General features: G+C 39.6%; 16 protein-coding genes. 3 read left to right on the forward strand and 13 right to left on the reverse strand.

Going from position 1 to position 20,030, the window contains the following annotated elements; translation table 11 throughout:
* Positions 1-56 precede the first annotated feature (56 nt).
* The 3 genes from AWW67_RS03520 (at position 57) to AWW67_RS03530 (ending at position 7,892) form a co-directional block, all read left to right on the forward strand.
* Positions 57-494: a hypothetical protein gene (locus tag AWW67_RS03520; protein ID WP_053224756.1), complete on the forward strand. Its 438-nt coding sequence runs from the start codon at positions 57-59 to the stop codon at positions 492-494.
* 6 nt (positions 495-500) lie between these two features.
* Positions 501-4,799 (forward strand): T9SS type A sorting domain-containing protein, encoded by a 4,299-nt coding sequence (locus AWW67_RS03525; RefSeq protein ID WP_062300292.1) that lies wholly within the window; start codon positions 501-503, stop codon positions 4,797-4,799.
* 123 nt (positions 4,800-4,922) lie between these two features.
* Positions 4,923-7,892, forward strand: a complete 2,970-nt coding sequence (locus AWW67_RS03530; protein WP_082793964.1) for a T9SS type A sorting domain-containing protein — start codon at positions 4,923-4,925, stop codon at positions 7,890-7,892.
* Between the two features lie 59 nt (positions 7,893-7,951).
* Here the strand turns inward: AWW67_RS03530 and AWW67_RS03535 are convergent, their stop codons facing one another.
* The 13 genes from AWW67_RS03535 to AWW67_RS03590 all read right to left on the reverse strand — a co-directional run bounded on the left by AWW67_RS03535 (position 7,952) and on the right by AWW67_RS03590 (position 20,025).
* A complete protein-coding gene (locus AWW67_RS03535; RefSeq protein ID WP_062300297.1) occupies positions 7,952-8,521 on the reverse strand; it encodes a 5-formyltetrahydrofolate cyclo-ligase in 570 nt (189 codons plus the stop codon).
* A complete protein-coding gene (bshC, locus tag AWW67_RS03540; protein WP_082793965.1) occupies positions 8,514-10,100 on the reverse strand; it encodes a bacillithiol biosynthesis cysteine-adding enzyme BshC in 1,587 nt (528 codons plus the stop codon). The genes AWW67_RS03535 and bshC overlap by 8 nt, the downstream gene beginning before the upstream one ends.
* Positions 10,101-10,182: 82 nt before the next feature.
* Entirely contained in the window at positions 10,183-11,493 is a 1,311-nt protein-coding gene (rimO, locus tag AWW67_RS03545; RefSeq protein WP_062300300.1) for a 30S ribosomal protein S12 methylthiotransferase RimO, read from the reverse strand.
* A gap of 50 nt (positions 11,494-11,543) precedes the next feature.
* Entirely contained in the window at positions 11,544-11,804 is a 261-nt protein-coding gene (locus AWW67_RS03550; RefSeq protein ID WP_062300302.1) for a hypothetical protein, read from the reverse strand.
* A 163-nt stretch (positions 11,805-11,967) separates the two neighbouring features.
* Positions 11,968-12,750: a heme ABC transporter ATP-binding protein gene (locus AWW67_RS03555; protein ID WP_062300304.1), complete on the reverse strand. Its 783-nt coding sequence runs from the start codon at positions 12,748-12,750 to the stop codon at positions 11,968-11,970.
* A 2-nt stretch (positions 12,751-12,752) separates the two neighbouring features.
* On the reverse strand, positions 12,753-13,784 hold the full coding sequence (locus AWW67_RS03560; RefSeq protein ID WP_062300306.1) for a FecCD family ABC transporter permease: 1,032 nt from the start codon (positions 13,782-13,784) through the stop codon (positions 12,753-12,755).
* Entirely contained in the window at positions 13,768-14,646 is an 879-nt protein-coding gene (locus tag AWW67_RS03565; protein ID WP_062300308.1) for a heme/hemin ABC transporter substrate-binding protein, read from the reverse strand. The genes AWW67_RS03560 and AWW67_RS03565 overlap by 17 nt, the downstream gene beginning before the upstream one ends.
* A gap of 137 nt (positions 14,647-14,783) precedes the next feature.
* Entirely contained in the window at positions 14,784-17,153 is a 2,370-nt protein-coding gene (locus tag AWW67_RS03570) for a TonB-dependent receptor (RefSeq protein ID WP_062300310.1), read from the reverse strand.
* A 159-nt stretch (positions 17,154-17,312) separates the two neighbouring features.
* Positions 17,313-17,840, reverse strand: coding sequence for a hypothetical protein (locus AWW67_RS03575; RefSeq protein WP_062300312.1), 528 nt, complete (start codon positions 17,838-17,840; stop codon positions 17,313-17,315).
* 154 nt (positions 17,841-17,994) lie between these two features.
* Entirely contained in the window at positions 17,995-18,948 is a 954-nt protein-coding gene (gene ftsY, locus AWW67_RS03580) for a signal recognition particle-docking protein FtsY (RefSeq protein WP_062300314.1), read from the reverse strand.
* Positions 18,949-19,021: 73 nt separating this feature from the next.
* The gene (locus AWW67_RS18665; RefSeq protein WP_082338205.1) at positions 19,022-19,177 is read right to left on the reverse strand and encodes a DUF4295 domain-containing protein; all 156 of its coding nucleotides are present in this window, start codon (positions 19,175-19,177) and stop codon (positions 19,022-19,024) included.
* Between the two features lie 2 nt (positions 19,178-19,179).
* Positions 19,180-19,362 carry a 50S ribosomal protein L33 gene (gene rpmG, locus AWW67_RS03585; RefSeq protein WP_053224769.1) on the reverse strand — a complete coding sequence of 61 codons (183 nt, stop codon included), beginning with the start codon at positions 19,360-19,362 and terminating at the stop codon, positions 19,180-19,182.
* Between the two features lie 180 nt (positions 19,363-19,542).
* On the reverse strand, positions 19,543-20,025 hold the full coding sequence (locus AWW67_RS03590; RefSeq protein ID WP_062300315.1) for a hypothetical protein: 483 nt from the start codon (positions 20,023-20,025) through the stop codon (positions 19,543-19,545).
* Between the last annotated feature and the right edge of the window lie 5 nt (positions 20,026-20,030).

Below are 20,030 nucleotides of genomic sequence, written 5' to 3' on the forward strand. Positions count from 1 at the left end.
CCCAAGTTCCTATTGCATTTTGATAAATCGTATATTGAAGCAGTTTTTAATTCTTGATGATGAAAGCAAACCAATACAAACTACTCAGTTATAATCTTTTTGTTGTTCTATTTTTCTTGGCTAGTTGCAAATCAGCCGAAAAGAAAAACACTCCTGAGTTTACAGTGAAAAATGCTCGTGAATTTTCTCTGAATACTGAAGGGGTAAAGGAAGTGGCGCCTTCTAATATGATCAAAGATGCTATTAGGTTAAAAGGTGAGATTGAGTCAGTTAAAAGTACTTCCGATCGGGGAAATACTTATGTTTTCAAAGTTGAGGAAATTGTAAAATACGGAGCAACTTTCGCTACTGTTGCTCCAGCAGTGGGTGAAAAAATAAGTCTCGAAACCCCAGCCGATGTTCAATTTAGCAAAGGCGATAAAGTGTTGATAGACGTGTTAACTCCAATTACCAAAACAAAAGAAATGCTTAGTGCCACAATGGTTCAAAATTAAGAAACCATGAAAAACTTCTGGAAAGCCGGACTCCTAGTAGTTGTATTGTCTGTAGTTGCCTTCTTTTTTTTTAAGAATGATGATCAATGGTATACTGCAGAGTACCGCCAATCATTGGTGTTTGAGTCAATCCCAGATTCGCTTCAAGTGGAGGATGAAGAAGCTGAGTTCGAGAATCCAATCAAAAGGCTTGAATTTGAATATGAAATGCTTGCCAATCCTATCACCGGCAAAATACCTTCAGGCATAAGAGAAAAGGAGCTAAGTTTTGCCAAAACACAAAAACGTTTCTTGGATTTAAATATTCGGATGCAAGCAAGTGGTACCAGCCAAAGTCAGGCAACTCCATTTGTGAGTAGAGGGCCATTTAATATAGGTGGTAGAACTCGCGCACTGGGAATAGATATTTCAAATGAAAATGTGATTTTGGCAGGTGGAGTTTCGGGTGGTTTGTGGCGATCGGCAGATGCAGGCCAAACATGGAACAGAACTTCAACCGTAATGCAACTACCGGCAGTTTCGGCTTTGGTTCAAGATCAACGTTCAGGAAACACCGATACTTGGTTTTACTCTGCAGGGGAGTTTTTCGGAAATTCGGCTTCCATTACGGGAGCTTTTTATTTGGGCGATGGCATTTTCAAATCCACAGATGGTGGGTTGTCATGGACGGTAATTCCTTCTACAACTCAAAACGACAACACCAACCTCGGTGATTTCGGTTTGATAGGAGAAATAATAATAGATAATTCTAATACAGCAGTTCGTGAAATGTACGCGGCTCGATTGGGTAATATAGTGAGAACTACTGATGATTTTGCCACTTATACCACGGTATTAGGCGCTAATAATACTGGCTTTTCTTATACTGACGTAGCTATTTCTACCACAGGAATGCTCATAGCAACCATTGCCAATAATGTGAATAATGGCCCAAATGCGCAAGAAGGAATTTATAAATCTGAAGACGGACTAACTTGGATTAATATCAATCCGCCATCTGGTTTGCCGAGTTCATACGAAAGAATCGAAATAGCTTTCGATCCGCAAAATGAAGATGTTTTTTATGCTGTAGGTACTAGCTTCTTACTTAAACACACTATTAGCACCGGAGAGTGGGTGAACCTGACGGGTAATTTGGGAGTTTCAACAGATTCAGGGCAAGGACACAATACCCAAGGCGGTTATAACCTGATAATGAAAGTTCATCCTTCAAGCTCAGATACGATTTTTATTGGCGGAACAAATCTTTTACGTAGTGCTTCTGGTTTTAAATTGAGTTCTGATAGAGTGAATATTGGTGGTTATCGTGAAGATAACAATGCGAACAGCTTCCCGAAGTACAATAACCATCATCCAGATATTCACTCATTAGTATTTTACCCTTCAGACCCTAATAAAATGCTTTCTGGTTCAGATGGTGGAGTTCACCTTACACTGAATAATAGTGCGGCAGGTACTAGTAGTCCAGTAACATGGCAGTCTTTAAACAATGGCTACCTCACTACACAAATTTATGCCATTGACTCATATAAGTTTAATAGAGGAGAAGAGCTACTGATTGCAGGAATGCAGGATAACGGTACTTGGGGAGCAAATGAAAGCCTATCAAACACTAATTGGGTTGAGATTTTTGGTGGCGATGGTTCATATAATGGTATTACTTATAATTCATTATATGTTTCTGCTCAACAAGGTCAGCTAAGGAGGTTCGAACTAAACTCTGAAAGCAATAGCTATGAATTTAAAGGAGATATTTCTCCAACCACTAGTGAAGATGACTTTTTATTTATCAACCCCTTCATTTATGACCCTGTAAATCAGGATAGAATGTATGTGGGGGCGAAGGGTAGGGTGTTCTACACCAACGATATACGCCAAAATCCCGGAGATGGTGATTGGATAGAAATATCAATGGGGGTATCTAGAGTGAATGACTTTGTTTCGGCACTAGCCGCTTCTATCGAACCTGAAGGAGTGCTTTATTTCGGTACTAGAAATGGAAAGATATTTAAAGTGGCTGATGTAAATACTGATTTGACAGCGGTAGAAATTACTAGATCAAATTTACCAAATGGAGTAATTACAAGTCTAGCTGTAGATCCAGCTGATGCAAATAAAGTATTTGCCACTTTCGGAAATTACGGGATTATCAGTGTTTGGATGAGTAATGATGGGGGGCAAACATGGAGTTCAATTTCTGGAAATTTAGAAGAAAATGCCAATGGTTCAGGTAGCGGCCCTTCAGTACGCTACATCGATATTTTGCCAAATGGAGCTTCACCGATTTATTTTGTAGGAACATCCTTAGGACTTTATAAAACATCTGTTTTAGACGGTGACAACACTGTTTGGACACAAGAGGGCACAGACGTTATTGGTAACTCAATTGTAAGTATGATTAAAGTTAGCCCATTAGATGGGCGTGTATTAGCAGCTACTCACGGCAATGGTGTTTTTCAAGCCAGTTACGATGTGGCCTTTTCTCCAAATATTAACTATTCAATCGATTACTCAACTCAAGAAGCAATACTCAGAGGGCCTGTTTCATATACCACCGGAGCGGGGTTTGCTTATCAATGGATTAAGGATGATCAGGACATTTCTGGGGCAACAAGTTCTGAGTTACAGGTAACAACTTCTGGGGTTTATAAACTTAGGGTGAGTGATCAGTTGGGGCCTGTTGCTGTGTCGAATGCGATAAATATTAGCTTAGATAAAACAGCACCAGTGGTAAACTCCATTCTTAGACTAAACCCAGTACAGGAGCAGATAGAAACTACAGAAGTGAGTTTTCAAATCACTTTCGATGAACCAGTGCAAGGGCTGTCAACTTCATCATTTGAATTGGCAGGAACAGCATCGGCCAGCATCGCATCTGTTACTTCAGTGTCTGCTAAAGTTTATAATATTCAGGTAGACAATATCAGTGGAACAGGGCTTTTGGATTTGAATATCAAATCAGAATCTGGAATTACCGATTTGTTTCAAAATGCGTTTGCAGGTTCAATTTTAAGTGAAGAGACTTATACTATTCTTGATTTAACAGAACCTAGAGCAAGCATAGCAAGATCGCAACCTACGTCTGAAGAAACCAACAGAACAGAGGTTGTATTTGCAGTAGACTTCAATGAACCTGTGAAGAATGTAGGAGCAGAAGATTTTGAGTTGTCCTCTAGTTCTATTTCTGCAAATATCGATCGCGTTACATCCAGTTCTTCTTCCAACTATTTGGTGTTTGTAAATGGTTATTCTGACAATGGACTGATAAACCTAGATTTCAAAGCAACTACTGATATTCAAGATGAAGCCGATAATGCTTTAGATGCAAACCTTATTTCTGAAGAGACTTATACGATCAACTCCGCATTGGCACCAACCGCTACAATTAAGCGCAATGCACCAACAGTAGGGGCAATCAATCGTCCAGATGTGGTCTTCGTGGTCGAATTCTCAGAAGATGTAAGCAATGTTGATATTACTGATTTTGAATTGAGTTCTACAAGTATTCAAGCCACCATAGCAGAAATAACAGAAGATTCACCGAGCAAATATTTTGTTAAGGTAAATCAGTTTTTAACAGAAGGTTTGATAGACCTCGATTTTATTAGCGCTACAGGAATTGAAAATAATGGAGGAAACATATTTGCCGGAGGTATTACAGAAGAAGAAACTTATACAGTCGATTTTTCAGTGGGACCAAGCGCAAGTATTACAAGAAAATCTCCTTTGTTAGAAACTACTAATCTGGCAGAGGTAACCTTTGAAATTACTTTTTCTGAAGGAGTAACGAATGTTGATTTAAGCGACTTCGAACTGTCATCAACATCGGTAACAGCAGTAATTCAAGGTGTGTTTTCAAGCGTTTCGAATACCAGTTACTTAGTTGTAATTGAACAAATTGAATCTGACGGCTTAGTGGATTTAGATATTAAATCTTCGCACAATATTGAAAATGCTGATGGCAACCGATTTAATGGGAGTTTTGCGCTAGATGAAACCTACACCATCGAAAATATTATTACCGGAATTGACGATGCGCTAATAAATGATTTGAACATTACAGTACAGGAGAACCCCTCTTCAGGTGTTTTTAGAATTAAGTTGAATGCAGATATTCCTTTAGGCTTCAGTTATTCTATTACAGACAGCCAAGGATCTGAGATTTTGGAAGGGAAAAGAGAGAGCTACTTCATGGATGAAGTGATGATGTTGGATCTGAGCACTGTGTCAAACGGTATATACATGTTAAGAGTGGAAACTAAATATGGATTTATTAGTGCAAAACTCTTGAAACAACAGCGATAAAATATATCTTTAGTATTCATCAGAAAAACCGTTTTTCGGAATTACTTCTATTTGGAAGTGTGATAATCCACTAGGGGTTCAAAAAACGTAGATCAAAACAGAAATACCTTAAACTACACTTATATGAAAAAGACTAGATTGCGAAACTTGGCCGTTGTGGGGGCGATCGTAGTGCTGTTTTTAATGTACTTCGAGTATCAATCATTTAGGTCTTTCAAAGTAAATACCGAGCCTCAATTTACCATTGCTCAGAACGAAGGTTTAAATGAGGAGGCCGAAGCTGAATCAGAAAATCCTCAGAAAAGATTGGCTTACGAAATGGATATGCTCAAAGATCCATCAACAGGCAAAATACCTTTCGATATACGTCATAAAGAATTATCCTATGTTCGAGAGTTGAATCAAATTGAAAGAAATAATATCAGGTCTTCTGCTGCAGGCATTTCTCAAACTAATGCATCTCCATTTGTTAATTATGGGCCATTCAATATTGGAGGAAGAACCAGAGCTTTAGCCATTGATGTTACTGACGAAGATATTCTTATTGCGGGAGGAATTTCTGGTGGTGTTTGGAGAAGTACGGATCAAGGTACTACATGGACTCGTACTACAAATTTCGACCAAATCCCTTCCGTTACTACTATTGTTCAAGATAAAAGAACAGGCAAAACTACAAACTGGTACTATGCTACGGGTGAGAATATTGGAAACTCAGTTTCAGAAACTGGGGCATTTTACTTAGGAGATGGTATTTATAAATCTACCAACGGAGGAGTTTCATGGAGTTTACTTGCAGGTACAGCCACAAATTCTGTTACTACCTTAGGTAAGTTTAGCTTAGTAAATAAAATCGCTATTGATTACTCAAACCAATCAGAAACAGAAATTTATGTAGCTGGCCTTAGTAAAATTTACAGAACGGTAGACGATTTTCAAACAGTAACAACCGTTCTTGGCATTCCTAATACAGGATTTAACTCTGCTGATATAGCCATAGCAACTGATGGAACCATCGTTGCTAGTATTCCTAATAAGTCGAGCAATGGAACAAATCCAGAAGAAGGGATTTTCATCTCTCCAGATGGTATTACTTGGACATCCATAACTCTGCCTGCAGGCTGGCCATCTAGTTTCAGAAGAGTAGAACTAGCTTTTGATCCGCATGATGAAAATTTCTTTTATGCCCTAGGCGAAACTTTTCTTTACAAATACGATAGAAGCACTTCGACTTGGACTACCCTAACAGATAATATTAATGTAAATGAGGAGTCAGTTCAAGGTTTTGACGCACAAGGCGGATATAACCTTGAAGTAGCTGTTCACCCAGGAAATCAAAATACAGTTTATGTAGGCGGAACAAACCTGTTAAGGTCTCCCAATGGTTTTACTACAGCAACTGATAGGAAGCATATTGGTGGGTATACAGGCACTGGAACTGCTGGCCCCTACGCAAATCATCACCCAGATATTCATACACTTTCATTTTTACCTTCTGACGCTAAAAAAATGTTTACCGGATCAGACGGTGGAATACATAAAACGAATGATAATACTGCAAGCACAGTGGTTTGGAGTTCGCTTAATAATGGTTACGTCACTTCTCAGTTTTATACGGTAGATCTTTATCGCGGTGATCGTGGTGATAATCAAATTATAGGAGGTATGCAGGATAACGGAACTTGGGCGCTTTTTCAAAATGATCCTACAAGTTCATGGATACAAGCGTATGGCGGTGATGGAGCTTTTTCTGCAATAAGCTATAATGCTTTGTATGCTTCTGCTCAAGAAGGACAAATGGGAAGATTTGAGCTTGTAGATAATACTTATCAAGCATCAGAAGATATTTCCCCAAGTGATGACGATGAAGAGTTTCTATTCATTAATCCATTTATTGTTGATAGGGTTAATCAAGATCGTATGTATGTAGCGGCAAAGGGCAAAATTTATTACACCTATGATATTAGAGAAAACCCTGGAAAAGGAGAATGGGAAGAGATTAACGGTACAGGTATTACTAGCCAACCAGTTTCTGCTTTAGCTACTTCAGTACAACCTGAAGGTGTGCTTTATTTCGGAACAACTACCGGAAGGCTTCAGAAAATTTCCAATACAAAAGAAATTACAACTGTCGAGAATATCTCAGCGAGTAATTTACCTCAGAACGCTTCGATTACTAGTATAGCCGTAGATCCGAGAGATGCAAATCGAGTGTTTGTTACATTTGGAAATTACGGAATAATAAGTGTTTGGATGTCAGAAGACGGAGGCCAAACTTGGTCTTCTATTTCTGGAAATTTGGAAGAAAACGCTAACGGCAGTGGAAATGGTTCATCTGTTCGTTCAATCGAAATTTTGCCAAATGGCGCTTCTGGAGAAAAGGTGTTTGTGGGTACTTCTACCGGCTTGTATATGACTAGTAGTTTAAATGGAGCAAGCACGGTATGGACGCAGCAAGCTCCTAATATTATAGGAAACAGCATTGTAATCATGGTGAAAGTAAGACCGATAGACGGCAAGGTAATCGCAGCAACACATGGTAGCGGAGTGTTTGTGGGGTATTATGATACCGGTTTTAATCCTGAAATCAATTATTCTATTGAAGGAGAAAGTAGAGCGGTAATCAGAGCGAATCAGTCCTTTAATCAGGGCCAAGGATTTGCATTTAAGTGGTTTAAAGATGGTGTAGAGATTACGGGCCAAACGGGTGCTGAACTAGTAGTAACTGCCACAGGTACATATAAATGTCAAGTTACAGATCAATTAGGGCCAGTAGCTTTTACAAATGAGGTATCTTTTGATTTTGATGTAGTAGCGGGTATTGATGATGAGCCTTTCAATGAGAATGTTCAGGTGAGTCCAAATCCATCAAACAGTATATTTAATATTAACTTAGATGTGGCCTACGCCACTGGCTTCAATTATTCTATTTATAATAGTAATGGAATTCAGGTAGTTACAGGTAAAAAAGAATTTTATAATACAGAAGAGAGATTCCAAGTAAACTTGGGTTCAATGCCCGATGGTTTGTATATCTTAAATGTAGATAATGATAAGCGTAGAGATGTAATTAAGTTATTAAAGCAATCGAACTAATTAAAGCTAAAATAAACATTGAAACGGCTGTGATTGAGAAATTACAGCCGTTTTTTGTTTTAGAACGAATATATTTTGTGATGCGAAATGCAATAATCTAACGGAATATCATGCGGTTCTGAATAAGGAATATGATCCAAAGGAGGACTGATTGCCAAGCCGACCTTGACCAGTTTTTCACTCGCTTGCGCGAAGAATTTATCATAAAAACCACCACCATAACCAATTCTAAAGCCCTTTCGGTCAAAGCTAATTAAGGGTACGAATACTACATCAAGGTCAGTTATATCAAAGTGATTTTCGCCATCAGGTTCAGTCACCCCAAAACTCCCTTTAAGCAGTTTGGTGGAGGTGGTGAATGCAAGGTGCTCTAATTGCTTCGTTTTTCTATTTACCCTTGGTAGTACAACTTGATACTCAGGCTGGCCAATGAGTTTTTCGAAAAGTGGAAAGGTGTTGACTTCACGCTGCTTTATAAGCGGAAGGAAAAGGTGGATGTTTTTGAACTGCTGTTCTGAAATGAGTTTCAATGCTTGTTCACAAACCAGTGCCGATCGGAGTGCATGTTCTTCTTGCGTAAGTGTTTTACGCTTGGCTAAGAACATTTCTCTGAGCACTTGTTTAGTCATGAGCAGCCATCAAGTGAAACTGGTAATCGAAGGCATCTAGGCTGTCTAAACAATTCTGAATAAATGCAGGGTCGCTAAGGTAGAAATTGAGGAAGTTGTCCTTCCGTTCTTGTGGGCTTCCGCCAGGGAACAAACTTTCCTTAATGGCCGAAATACGATTTACTAAAACCTCCTGATTTCGCTTTTCTGCTTTCAGCAGTTTCTTCTCAATTTTTTGAATAGAATTCTCTGCCCTTTTTTGCTCAGCTGCCACTAATTTTTCTAGCGTGATATCAATGGGCTTGGCAACACTTAAAACCTCTGCAAAAATAGATTTCAGCTGCTCTAACTCTTGATTTAAACTCAGTTGATTCGTTGTATTCTCCTTTACTTTTTCTTGAATCAAAGCCTCTTCTGGTTTGAAAATGTCTTCAAAACTCAGTTTCGACTTTTCAATTTTTCGCTGAATGTTAGGGGTAACCACACCAGCAAAATTTCGCGGCATTAGCATCGGGAAAGGCGTTTCGTAATGCGTGAAAACTTCTTTCAATTGAAGCCAATAGACTAATTCAGAAGGGCCACCGACATAAGCTAAATTCGGCAAAATCATTTCCTGATAAAGCGGTCTTAAAACCACATTCGGACTGAAACGTTCTGGATGCTTCTCTATCTCTGCTCGTAATTCGCTTTCTGTAAACTGGATATCTGTATCAAGTACATGAAATTCTCCACCTTCTTTTACTATGCGTGAACGTATGTTTCCTTTTAGGTAAAAGAAGTTGATCTCTCTTGGGAATACTTGCGTTTTATAACCTGCTTTATCTAGCTGTGCCGAAGTTTCGGTAACACAGTCATTCGCAGAATGCTTGAAGATATCATCAAACATTACAGGTTTCAGTATATTTTTAAGTTCAGCATTGTCTGCGTCTACTACGACTAAGCCCTCGTTGCCAAAAAGTGCATTTACATAATGTCTTCCTGCTTCGGCAAGAGTACTTCTTTTTAAATAAGCTTCTTTGAAAAAATCAGGGAGACTAATGATCTCATCAAAAATCGGCTTGAGCGATTTTGGGTCAAAGCGTCCAACCGCTCCTGTTTGATCAGTTTTCCAACTGAACTTCTTGCCATTAAAACGGAAGTAGCTAATTTCTTCAAAGTCATGATCTTCCGAAGCCATCCAATAAACAGGTGCGAAATCGTAGGTCGGGTATTGCTTCTTCAATGCTTTACAAGCATTGATTACGGTTACTATTTTATAGATGAAATAAAGTGGGCCCGTGAAAATATTCAGCTGATGACCTGTAGTGACAGTAAAAGTGGTTCCAGCTTTTAGAAGCTCGATGTTTTGTGCTGTTGCTTGGCTTAACTCAAAACCATCGTATTGCTTTTTCAGTACTTCCGACAGAACCACTCGGTTTTCATTACTGAAGTGTTTTTCTTCAATCTGAAGCTTGAAATTTTCAATGCTGGGTAAACGATTATAGAAGCTGGTTAAGGCTTCTTTTCCTTCTATATAATCCAAAAATGACTTTGAAAAGCTGTTCGTTTTATTGAAAGGTATTTTGCTTAATAGCACTTGCGATAGTTCCGAAACAGCCATAGTCGTTTGTTACAAAGGGTTTTGATTGTTAGATCAGCCTCGACAGCAATTCAATCTAATGCAGCATAAACATGAAAAGTGCTTAAACTGGTTCACCATAAAGATCGAATTCTGTAGCATCTGTGATTTTAATATTCGCGAAATCGCCAATTCTTAAGTGATGTTTTTTCGCATCGATGATTACTTCGTTATCTACTTCTGGCGAGTCATGTTCTGTTCTTCCATAGTAGTTTCCGCTTTCTTTCCTATCAATTAGCGTTTTGAAAGTCTTGCCAATTTTCTCTTGGTTAATTTCGTTGGAAATTTCTTCCTGTATGCCCATTACGATATTGGCCCTTTCTTGTTTCACTTCGTCAGGAACATCGTCAACATAAGAATAGGCGTGTGTGTTTTCTTCATGCGAATAGTTGAAAATACCCAATCTATCGAAACGCATTTTCTTCACAAAGTCGACCATGTCATTGAAGTCTTCTTCTGTTTCGCCTGGGTGACCCGCAATTAAAGTAGTTCGAATCGCTATACCTGGAACTTTAGCCCTGATTTCTTCGATTAGCGCTTCAGTTTTTTCACGAGTGGTACCTCTACGCATCAATTTCAGCATTTTGGTAGAACCGTGTTGAAGCGGAATATCTATATAATTACAAATGTTATCGCGCTCCGCCATTACTTTTAACGCACCCATTGGGAAGCCAGTAGGGAAGGCGTAGTGCAAACGAATCCATTCAATGCCTTCCACGTCAGAAAGACGCTCAAGCAATTCTGCAAGGTTTCGTTTTTTGTAGATATCTAATCCATAGTAAGTGGAATCCTGAGCAATAAGAAGCAATTCTTTGGTGCCGTTTCTGGCTAAGTTTTTTGCTTCTAAAACCAACTCTTCAATTGGACGTGATTTATGTCCACCGCGCATCAAAGGAATGGCGCAGAAGGAGCAGGGTCTGTCGCAGCCTTCCGATATTTTTAAATAAGCATAGTGATTAGAGGTGGTGATAATACGCTCTCCTACCAATTCGTGCTTATAATCTGCTTTGAATTTCTTGAGTAGGGCAGGAAGCTCCATGGTGCCGAAGAAGGCGTCTACTTGAGGGATTTCAGTTTCTAGATCATCTTTGTAGCGCTGAGAAAGGCAGCCTGTTACGTAAAGCTTATCAATTTCACCATCGTCTTTGGCATCAGCATAACGTAAAATGGTATCGATGGACTCTTGCTTGGCGTTGTCTATAAACCCACAAGTATTTACGATAACAATATTAGCGTTGTCTTTTTTAGACTCGTGAGTTGTTTTGATTCCGTTGCCTCTCAATTGAGTAAGCATCACTTCTGAATCCACTAAGTTTTTTGAGCAACCTAGTGTTACAATGTTCACCTTGTCCTTCTTCAGTCCCTTCGTTTTCATTCCTTATTGTATTAATGCGCAAAGGTAATGAATTCTAAAGGCTTGGTAATTTATTTTCTCTTCTTCCTAAAGGTAATTGGAACAACTTCGTCCGTTGGCATTCCTATTTGGTAAAGCTCCCAGTCAGGATCATATTTACCTAATATCTGACGAATGCAGTCTACTCGATCTTCACTTGGGTTTTCGCAGTCGGCCCAGTGGAACACTTCGACTCTGTAATTGTAGGATTTTTTCTCACCGTTGATTCTTACTTCTACTTCAATGTCTTGCTCTCCAGTGATTTGAGGAATGTTAATGGCTATAGCTCCCATAATCTATGTACGTTAATGAACAAATGTTTTCTATCCGCTAATAGTTTTACAAGGGTAGTGCCAAGAAGTTAAATGTTTACAAATCAATTAGTTAAAAATGAAATCCTATTGTAAGTGCTCGAAATAGTTCAGTTGAACGTTCGTGAACGTTCATATTTTGGCTCTACTCAAAAAACAGATGAAGCGATCCCTTTTCCTTGTTATTGTAGATAACGGGTTCTAGATGAAATGCTTTTTTGATATTTTTTGTATTCAGTACTTCGTGTTTGGTGCCGCTTGCTATGAGTTTTCCATCCTGAATTAAGTGAATAACATCACCGAATTGGGCTGCTAAATTGAGGTCATGCACCACGCCCACCACTACCAAGTCTTTTTCCTTCAATAGCTCTCTTAGTTTGTGCATAAACTGAAACTGATAATGAATATCCAGAAAGGTGAGAGGCTCGTCCAAGAGCAAATACCGCCCTTGGTTGGGGATTGGGTTCCAAATTTGAGTAAGCACCCGTGCGAAATGTACCCGCTGACGTTCGCCACCGCTTAGTGTGAGGTAATCTCGTTCGGCCATGTACATTACATCAAAAAACTCCAAAGCAGCTTCGCACGCATCTCTGTCTATTTGTCGAGGAGCATCAGTAAAATGAGGGTAGCGTCCCATCATGACCACTTCCCACACTTTCAAGGGGAAGGCCAAGTCGATATTTTGAGAAAGTACCGCCCTCATTTGCGCCAACTTTTTATCGCTGAGCGCTTTACTGTCAACTTGGTTATAGCTAACGGTCCCTTGGTAATCTATGAGCTGCCGACTGATTACCTTCATCAAAGTGGATTTTCCAGCACCATTTGGCCCTATGATTAGATTGAGTTTTCCAGCTTCAAACTGAACCGATGCATTGTCGAGCAATACTTTCTCTCCAATTTTAAATGTGATTTCTTTGGCTTCGAGCATAATCAGAAATAGTATTGTTTTTTTCTAAGGAGCATGATGAATACGGGTACACCTACCAGTGAGGTGACAATTCCGATTGGGAGTTCTGCCGGAGCTAATAACAAGCGAGAGGCTAAATCGGCCAGGCTGAGAAGAATTCCACCCATTAATGCACTTCCCAATAAGAGAAATCGGTTGTCGGAGCCTTTCATTAAACGAAGGAGGTGAGGCACCACCAAACCCACAAAGCCAATTGCCCCCGTAAACGAAGTGGCTACAGCTACCAAAAGTACATTCAAGGCAATTACTCCAATCTGTAATTTCTTCAAATTGACACCAAGGAAAATGGCTTCATCTTCGCCCATCATTAAAGCATTCAGTTGCTTTGCATACCTCAAGGCAAAGAATAGGCAAACGATCATAATTGTGCCCACAATGGAAACAGAAACCCAGTTAGCGCCTGAAAGTGTCCCGAGGTTCCAAAAAATAATGGATCGGGCTTGCGGGTCGCGGGCCAAGTAGGAAAGGAAGCCCACTCCGCTCAAAAACAGTGCGTTAATCGCAATTCCTGTAAGCAATAAAGCCACTACCGAACTTTTACCTGTCGACCGGTTTTGTGACAAAAAGAAAACCGCCACAGTAGAAAGTGTTCCTCCAATACAAGCCGCAAGGGGCAAAGTCCATTCACCAGCATGAATTTTAATTACTGACCCTAAAACGAAGTATAATGAAGCGCCAAAAGCGGCTCCACTCGAAGTGCCGATTAAGCCCGGCTCCACAATGGGGTTTCGGAACAAGGCCTGCATCAACACTCCCGCTATTGCTAGGCTTGCACCCACAAAAACTCCCATCAGCGCACGTGGTAATCTGATTTGCATGAAGATCCTTTCATTGAGATTCATGGCTTCCCCACTCAATAGTTTTGAAAATGAAGCTTGAATTTCACTCCATGAAATATTAATGGCACCCAATTTCATCGAAAAGAAAAAGGTAACCAGAAGCACGATCCCTAAAATAGGAAACCAAGCTTTGTATTGATTATTGAACTTGGTCATTCCTATGAATTAGTTCTTGAAGTTTGAGAATCACTTCGCCTGTACGTGGCCCAAAGTACACCATGTCATGCTCTTCAACTCGATAAATACGGTTATTCTTGGCCGCATTGGTTGTGCTTACACCGGGGAGAGATTTTAATTGTTCTTCGGTGCCTAATCGATCATAACCGAAGTCGGTGAGTAGAATGACATCTGGGTTTGATTTGGCAATCACTTCAGCAGAAAGCTGCATCATTCCTCGGTCTCCTTCAATGGGAATTGTACCGCCCGCTATTTCAATTAAATTGGCCGTAGTACTATTTTCCGTCATGGTGAGGTACACGTTACTAGCACGACCGTAGTGAATTACAACCACTTTTGGTTTGGTTGTATATTTGGTTAATGCTTTTTCGGCTGTGAGCAAATCCTTGTCGAGTTTGGTGTTGAGCGAATCGGCTTCTTTTTCTCTGCCAAAGTATTTGCCCATTTCTGTTATCAGTGCTTTGGATCCTGGAATGTCATCCCCTTTGGTTTTAAAAACCATCATCGGGATTTTGAGCTTTTCCATTTGCTGCATTACTTGTTCTGGACCCACATTGTTGTCATGAATGATCATGGTTGGTTCCATCGAAAGAATGCCTTCCGTACTTAATGCCCTGTGATAACCGACAGTAGGTAGCTCTTTAATTTCTGGAGGATAGGTGCTCGATAAGTCTACAGCCACTAGGTTTTGTTGTGCACCTAATTCGAAAATGATTTCGTTGTATTGTTTTGAAAGGCATACAATTCTTTCTGAATTCGATTGCTTTTCATCTTTGTTGGAAAACCTACCGCAGCCAGTAAGCACCAAAGCCGTGAGCAATAATGTATATAGTTTTTTCATCGTATTTAATGTTGAAGAAAAGAGGCTGAAGGTTAGGTCATACCGAACTTGTTTCGGTATCCCTTAATTAAAACTACACGAGTTTAAATGACAGCCCCTGAAACAAGTTCAGGGTGACCTTCAGCCCTTTTCAATGGTTAAAAGATGTATTTCAGTTGAATTCCACCAAAGTAGTTGGCCTTTTTAGGGGCTGGAATGTAGGCGTCAGCCAACTGGTTAACAAATACCATGTAGTAATACTTCTCGCCAAGGATGTTGTTCACCCCAAAGTACAGGTCCATATCGAAGTGACTTGAAAGCTGACTGTGGTAACCTACTTTGGTGTTCCATAACCTATAACCCGCTGATGGGTTAGCTCCATCAGATGTAATTGGCATGCCGTCTCTGTACTGGAAGTTTAAGTTTCCATACAAACCATTTTGAGCATAGGCATCAATGCCCAAATTGGCGACCACTGGCGCAACACCAGCTACATCGTTGCCATCATACACAGCAGTTGTAGGTACACCACCACTTAATGATTCATAACTGAAGTTTTTATAAGTGAAGTCGGAATAAGTAAGGTTGGCAAACGAACCAACTTTGCTGAAGAAGCCAGTACTTGACTTATAAAGCTCATAGTTGGCAGCTATTTCCAAGCCTTTGTTGATTTGGCCACCACCATTGGCAATGTAGGTATAGGCAGTAGTATTGGCATCTAAAGGCACAGCCACAGAAGTCATTTTATTTTTAAATTCTGTGCTGAATAATACTAGTTGGTAATTGAATCGGCTATCAAGCAGCGAACCTTTTGTTCCAATTTCGAACTGATCACCTTCTTCTGGTTTTAAACCAGTGTTCAATTCACCTGTTGTCGAAATCACAATATTTCCACTTACAGGTGCCTTATAGCCTTTACTATATGAAGCATAAGCAGAAAGCTGACTGTTGAACACTTTGTTGATGGCGAAATGAGGAGAGGCCATGTTTTTATAAGTCACTTGATATCTCTCACCTGCTTTGTCGTTACCAGCATCATAGGTTCGGTTCATTAAATCGATGTCCATTGTGCTAAAGCCCAAGCCTGCAGTAAATGAAATGTCACTAGGAAGTGAAAGTGTCCATTCGGTGAAATAGGAACCAGTGCTGGTAGTCGTTGCTTGATTACTTCTCATTGCACCAATGACATTGTAACCATTAGGATCGTCTTGATTGGTGACCATTCCATAACCAAGACTAAGTGCTTGTTGACGTTGTGCTTCAATACCTGAAATACCGCTCAAAGTAGCTCCGTTCAAATCGAAATTCATATTCAATGTAGACCTGAAACCGTAATTGAAAGGACTTTTGTCGGTCCAGCCTCCTGCAGAACTTGCGTTATTGGTTAGTCCAGAACCAAAAACTGTAGTGGTGTTCTTTACTTGATTTGAGAATTTGTAGGTGTGACTTACACCTGCTCTAAAGCCTATAACTTCTGAATGTGCGTCATTTTTGATGTAGCGGGCATTTCCTGAATAATCTCCAGTTTCAAACTGACTGATGGTAAGTTCACCAGCTCTTTGGTCGTAACTATTGGTATAGGCCAAGTAGGTTGAAATCTTTTGCTTTTCGTTAGGTGTGAAATCTCCAATAAAGTTGAAGAAGTTCTTGTCCGACTCGTTATGTGGCATGAATCCATCAGAATGTTGGCGACCATAATTAACTAAAACTGAAGATCGATCGGCACCTAATTGCACTTGGGTAGTAAAGCGGCTCAATCCGTAATTTCCTATCAAAGCACTTTGGCTAATAGAATTCTGACCACTTTCAGCCTTCTTGGTTTCAAGGTTTACTGCTCCAGCAATGGCCAAACCATAAAGTGAGCCTGCTGGGCCTTTGATTACTTCTACATTTCCGATAGAACCAAAGTCGATATCATCCATTACTGTTATGCCTTCCGCATCGGTTACAGGAATTCCATTGAGGTAAACTTTATAACCTTGACCATCGAAGTTATTATTGGCGCCACGGAAACCAACACCGCTTCCGTATCCACGAATGTTAAATTGTTGGCCAGAAGATACTGCTCTTCTTGTCATGTAAACTCCCGGTACGTTGGCATTGATGGCATCATCCATAAACAAACCCGTGCCTCTTTGCATCTCAAGTCCGCCTAACTTGGTGATGGCGGTTGGAAGATATAATAGTGAGCGGTTAGGGTTTGAAGTAGTGGTAATTTCTACTTCATCAAGCAATTGATTGGTAGGTGTGAGTTTAATCGTTAAGTCTTGATCACAATTTTCAATTCTGGCGGTGTAGCTTCTATAGCCTACATAGGTCACAGTGATTTCTGTTGAACCATTGCACGGAATTGAAAACGCTCCGTTGCTATCTGTTGAAGTTCCGCTGCTACCAGTAATTCTAATATTTGCACCAGTAAGTGGTTGATTGTCTGAAGCATCAATGACTCTTCCTACTATTCGACCCGACTGAGCCATTATAGAGAAGCCAATAAGAAGCCCCAAAAAAGTATAGTATATCTTTTTCATTTCTTTTTATTAAAGTTTGAGCACAATGAAACAGGCTGGAAATAGACCCTATGAAATTAAATAGGCCTGTTTTTCAGTACAGCATTGTGTATAAAATTGGAATGGTATAAATCACCCTACATGCATTTATGCATAGGGTGGATAAGAATGGATCTTATCTTAGATAAAGAAATGTTGCGTATCGGGAGGAGGAGATTCGACCTCAGAATAGACTTTAGGAATAGCTAATTTTTTTTCAAAACCGCGAATAGTCGAAGCTATTTGAAGTGCTGTTTTGGTGAACGAGAGTTCCGATGGGAAGTATTTATCTACCGATCGAGCTGGCCGTCTTTTTTTTGAGGGAGACCTTGATTTTTCTTTCTGTTTAGAAGAAGGAATCGCCTTTGCCAGCCAACTGTCTACTTCATCGTGTTTGCAAATAATGGTATAGCCAGCGTTGGTTTTTTTGATGGAAGAGACATCGTACATTTTTCCATCTAGTTTGAACTCTCGACCTTTTTCAGTCCAGTCTAAAAATTCGAATTCTTTTTCGCTTAAGTGTAGGGTAGTACCGTTTTCGTAATTGCCTTGACGAACCCTCAGTTGAAAAGAAGCGCGGTGGAATAGCGCATAGTAGGGAGCAAGATTACCTAAAGTGGCAAGTCCATAGAGTGGTAAAAGAAATATTAAGGTAAGGCGCTTTAGCAAATTATAGGTGCTTAATCCTATGCATTATGAGCCTAAATCAGTTAACAGTCAAATGAAAACACACTTCGAGTAATAAAGAGTGAAGGACGGTGTTTTGACGTGTTAAGGGAATTGGAAGAGCAACCTTCTTGGAAAGAATGGAGTGGATTATTGATTACTTCTTGAAAAGAGAATCTACAAACTCAGCTTTATTGAATACCTGGAGATCTCCTACTTTTTCGCCAACACCAATGTATTTCACTGGAATTTTGAATTGGTCAGAAATGCCGATTACTACTCCGCCCTTGGCTGTGCCATCAAGCTTCGTAATGGCCAACGCTGTGACTTCGGTAGCTTTGGTAAATTCTTTGGCCTGCATAAATGCGTTTTGACCCGTTGAACCATCAAGTACCAATAGGATTTCATGCGGAGCTTCTGGAATGAATTTCTGCATTACCCGTTTGATCTTGGTAAGCTCATTCATCAAATTCACTTTGGTGTGTAGTCTACCAGCGGTATCTACAATAACCAAATCAGCACCCATTTCAACTCCTTTTTTTACGGCATCGAAAGCTACCGCAGAAGGATCGGTATTCATGCCATGAGCAATTACGGGTACATCAATGCGTTGACCCCAAAGCTTCAGTTGATCTACAGCAGCAGCCCTAAAAGTATCGGCAGCGCCTAAAACTACAGATTTACCTTGTTTTTTAAATTGCGCTGCTAGTTTTCCAATGGTAGTTGTTTTCCCTACGCCATTTACACCCACTACAAGGATAATGTGTGGTTTATGATTGGATGGAATGGTGAACTCGGTGAGGTCTTCAGAGTTGTTTTCAGAAAGAAGCTCTGCAATTTCTTCTCGAAGTATTCTGTCGAGTTCAGTTGTGTTGAGGTATTTGTCTTTAGCAACACGCTCCTCAATGCGTTGAATAATTTTTATGGTGGTTTCAACACCAACATCAGATGTAATTAGAATTTCTTCTAATTCATCCAGTATTTCATCATCAACTTTTGATTTACCAGCTACAGCACGACTTAGCTTGGAAAAGAAACCGTCTTTGGTTTTTTCAAGCCCTTTATCGAGCGATTCTTTTTTTTCTTTCGAGAAGATTCCAAATAAGCCCATAACTGTACGTAAAATTAACAATAAAAAAGTCCCTCTTGAGGGACTTTGATATATTTATTAAAAGTGCAATTTCTTACTTGTCAGCAAGCACTGTTTTTACCATATCCTCAGTAACAATCTCTTCTTTAAAGGTGTATGCACCTGTTTTTGGAGATTTTACTGCTTTAATTACTTTGGCGTATTTTACACCACCTTGTACTTTCAGGGTTGCAACTACTTTCTTAGCCATTATTACTTAATTTCTTTGTGAATAGTGTATTTCTTCAAAATTGGGTTGTATTTCTTCAACTCCAATCTCTCAGTGGTGTTTTTTCTGTTCTTAGTAGTGATGTATCTAGACGTACCGTGCATTCCACTTGTCTTATGCTCAGTGCATTCCATGATCACTTGAACTCTATTGCCTTTCTTAGCCATTTCTTTATGCTTCTAAAATTCGGACTGCAAATATAGCTAACTGTTTTTTATAATAAAACCCATGGTGCCGAAATATTTTAAGTGTTTTCTGGGGCTCTGAAGAGGAGTGCGTTTTTTGATATTAGCAACTGAATTAAAGTTGGTTAGTGAAAGATAGGATAGAATGTACACCTTTAGTGTTTAATAATTTAGTAAAGAGAATAAGTCTGTCCGTACTAAGGTGTCACCGTTATAGTAGAAATAAGTAAACAGACTAAAGCTAGTGTCTTTTGAAATTATATAGTCCCAAGATGGGGTCGAAACGTATACCGTATCCTTCTTGATATTTCTAACAGGGATATTTAAAGAGTCCATTTTTGTACGAAGCTCAGAATCGTACCAACTGAAATCTTGAGCAGCTTCATAGAAATCATCTTCACCCTGCAGTTTTTTTAAGTTTTCAATTTCTTCCGAGTCCATTAGAATGACAAGAATCGTTGACTCAGCAAGTTTGATTTTTTCATGATTCAACTCTTTATTGTTGGGATTTAACTTTTCATAAGAAGGCTGATTTGTTGAAGGGAGTATTTTTGCAGGTTGATTAAGAACTCCTCCTTTATCTGAATTTTGACCACATGAAACCAAGATTGAGGATAAGATTAAGGGTAACATTTTTTTCATCATCGCTT

This window comes from Roseivirga seohaensis (genome assembly GCF_001592945.1).
Classification (GTDB): domain Bacteria; phylum Bacteroidota; class Bacteroidia; order Cytophagales; family Cyclobacteriaceae; genus Roseivirga; species Roseivirga seohaensis.

Excerpts from the sequence above, each read along its gene's own strand:
- bshC (WP_082793965.1), bottom strand. The coding sequence starts at position 10,100 with ATGGCTGTTTCGGAACTATCGCAAGTGCTATTAAGCAAAATACCTTTC.
- AWW67_RS03560 (WP_062300306.1), bottom strand. The coding sequence starts at position 13,784 with ATGACCAAGTTCAATAATCAATACAAAGCTTGGTTTCCTATTTTAGGG.
- AWW67_RS03535 (WP_062300297.1), bottom strand. The coding sequence starts at position 8,521 with ATGACTAAACAAGTGCTCAGAGAAATGTTCTTAGCCAAGCGTAAAACA.
- AWW67_RS03590 (WP_062300315.1), bottom strand. The coding sequence starts at position 20,025 with ATGATGAAAAAAATGTTACCCTTAATCTTATCCTCAATCTTGGTTTCA.
- ftsY (WP_062300314.1), bottom strand. The coding sequence starts at position 18,948 with ATGGGCTTATTTGGAATCTTCTCGAAAGAAAAAAAAGAATCGCTCGAT.
- AWW67_RS03530 (WP_082793964.1), top strand. The coding sequence starts at position 4,923 with ATGAAAAAGACTAGATTGCGAAACTTGGCCGTTGTGGGGGCGATCGTA.
- rimO (WP_062300300.1), bottom strand. The coding sequence starts at position 11,493 with ATGAAAACGAAGGGACTGAAGAAGGACAAGGTGAACATTGTAACACTA.
- AWW67_RS18665 (WP_082338205.1), bottom strand. The coding sequence starts at position 19,177 with ATGGCTAAGAAAGTAGTTGCAACCCTGAAAGTACAAGGTGGTGTAAAA.
- AWW67_RS03565 (WP_062300308.1), bottom strand. The coding sequence starts at position 14,646 with ATGAAAAAACTATATACATTATTGCTCACGGCTTTGGTGCTTACTGGC.
- AWW67_RS03525 (WP_062300292.1), top strand. The coding sequence starts at position 501 with ATGAAAAACTTCTGGAAAGCCGGACTCCTAGTAGTTGTATTGTCTGTA.
- AWW67_RS03555 (WP_062300304.1), bottom strand. The coding sequence starts at position 12,750 with ATGCTCGAAGCCAAAGAAATCACATTTAAAATTGGAGAGAAAGTATTG.
- AWW67_RS03550 (WP_062300302.1), bottom strand. The coding sequence starts at position 11,804 with ATGGGAGCTATAGCCATTAACATTCCTCAAATCACTGGAGAGCAAGAC.
- AWW67_RS03520 (WP_053224756.1), top strand. The coding sequence starts at position 57 with ATGATGAAAGCAAACCAATACAAACTACTCAGTTATAATCTTTTTGTT.
- AWW67_RS03570 (WP_062300310.1), bottom strand. The coding sequence starts at position 17,153 with ATGAAAAAGATATACTATACTTTTTTGGGGCTTCTTATTGGCTTCTCT.
- rpmG (WP_053224769.1), bottom strand. The coding sequence starts at position 19,362 with ATGGCTAAGAAAGGCAATAGAGTTCAAGTGATCATGGAATGCACTGAG.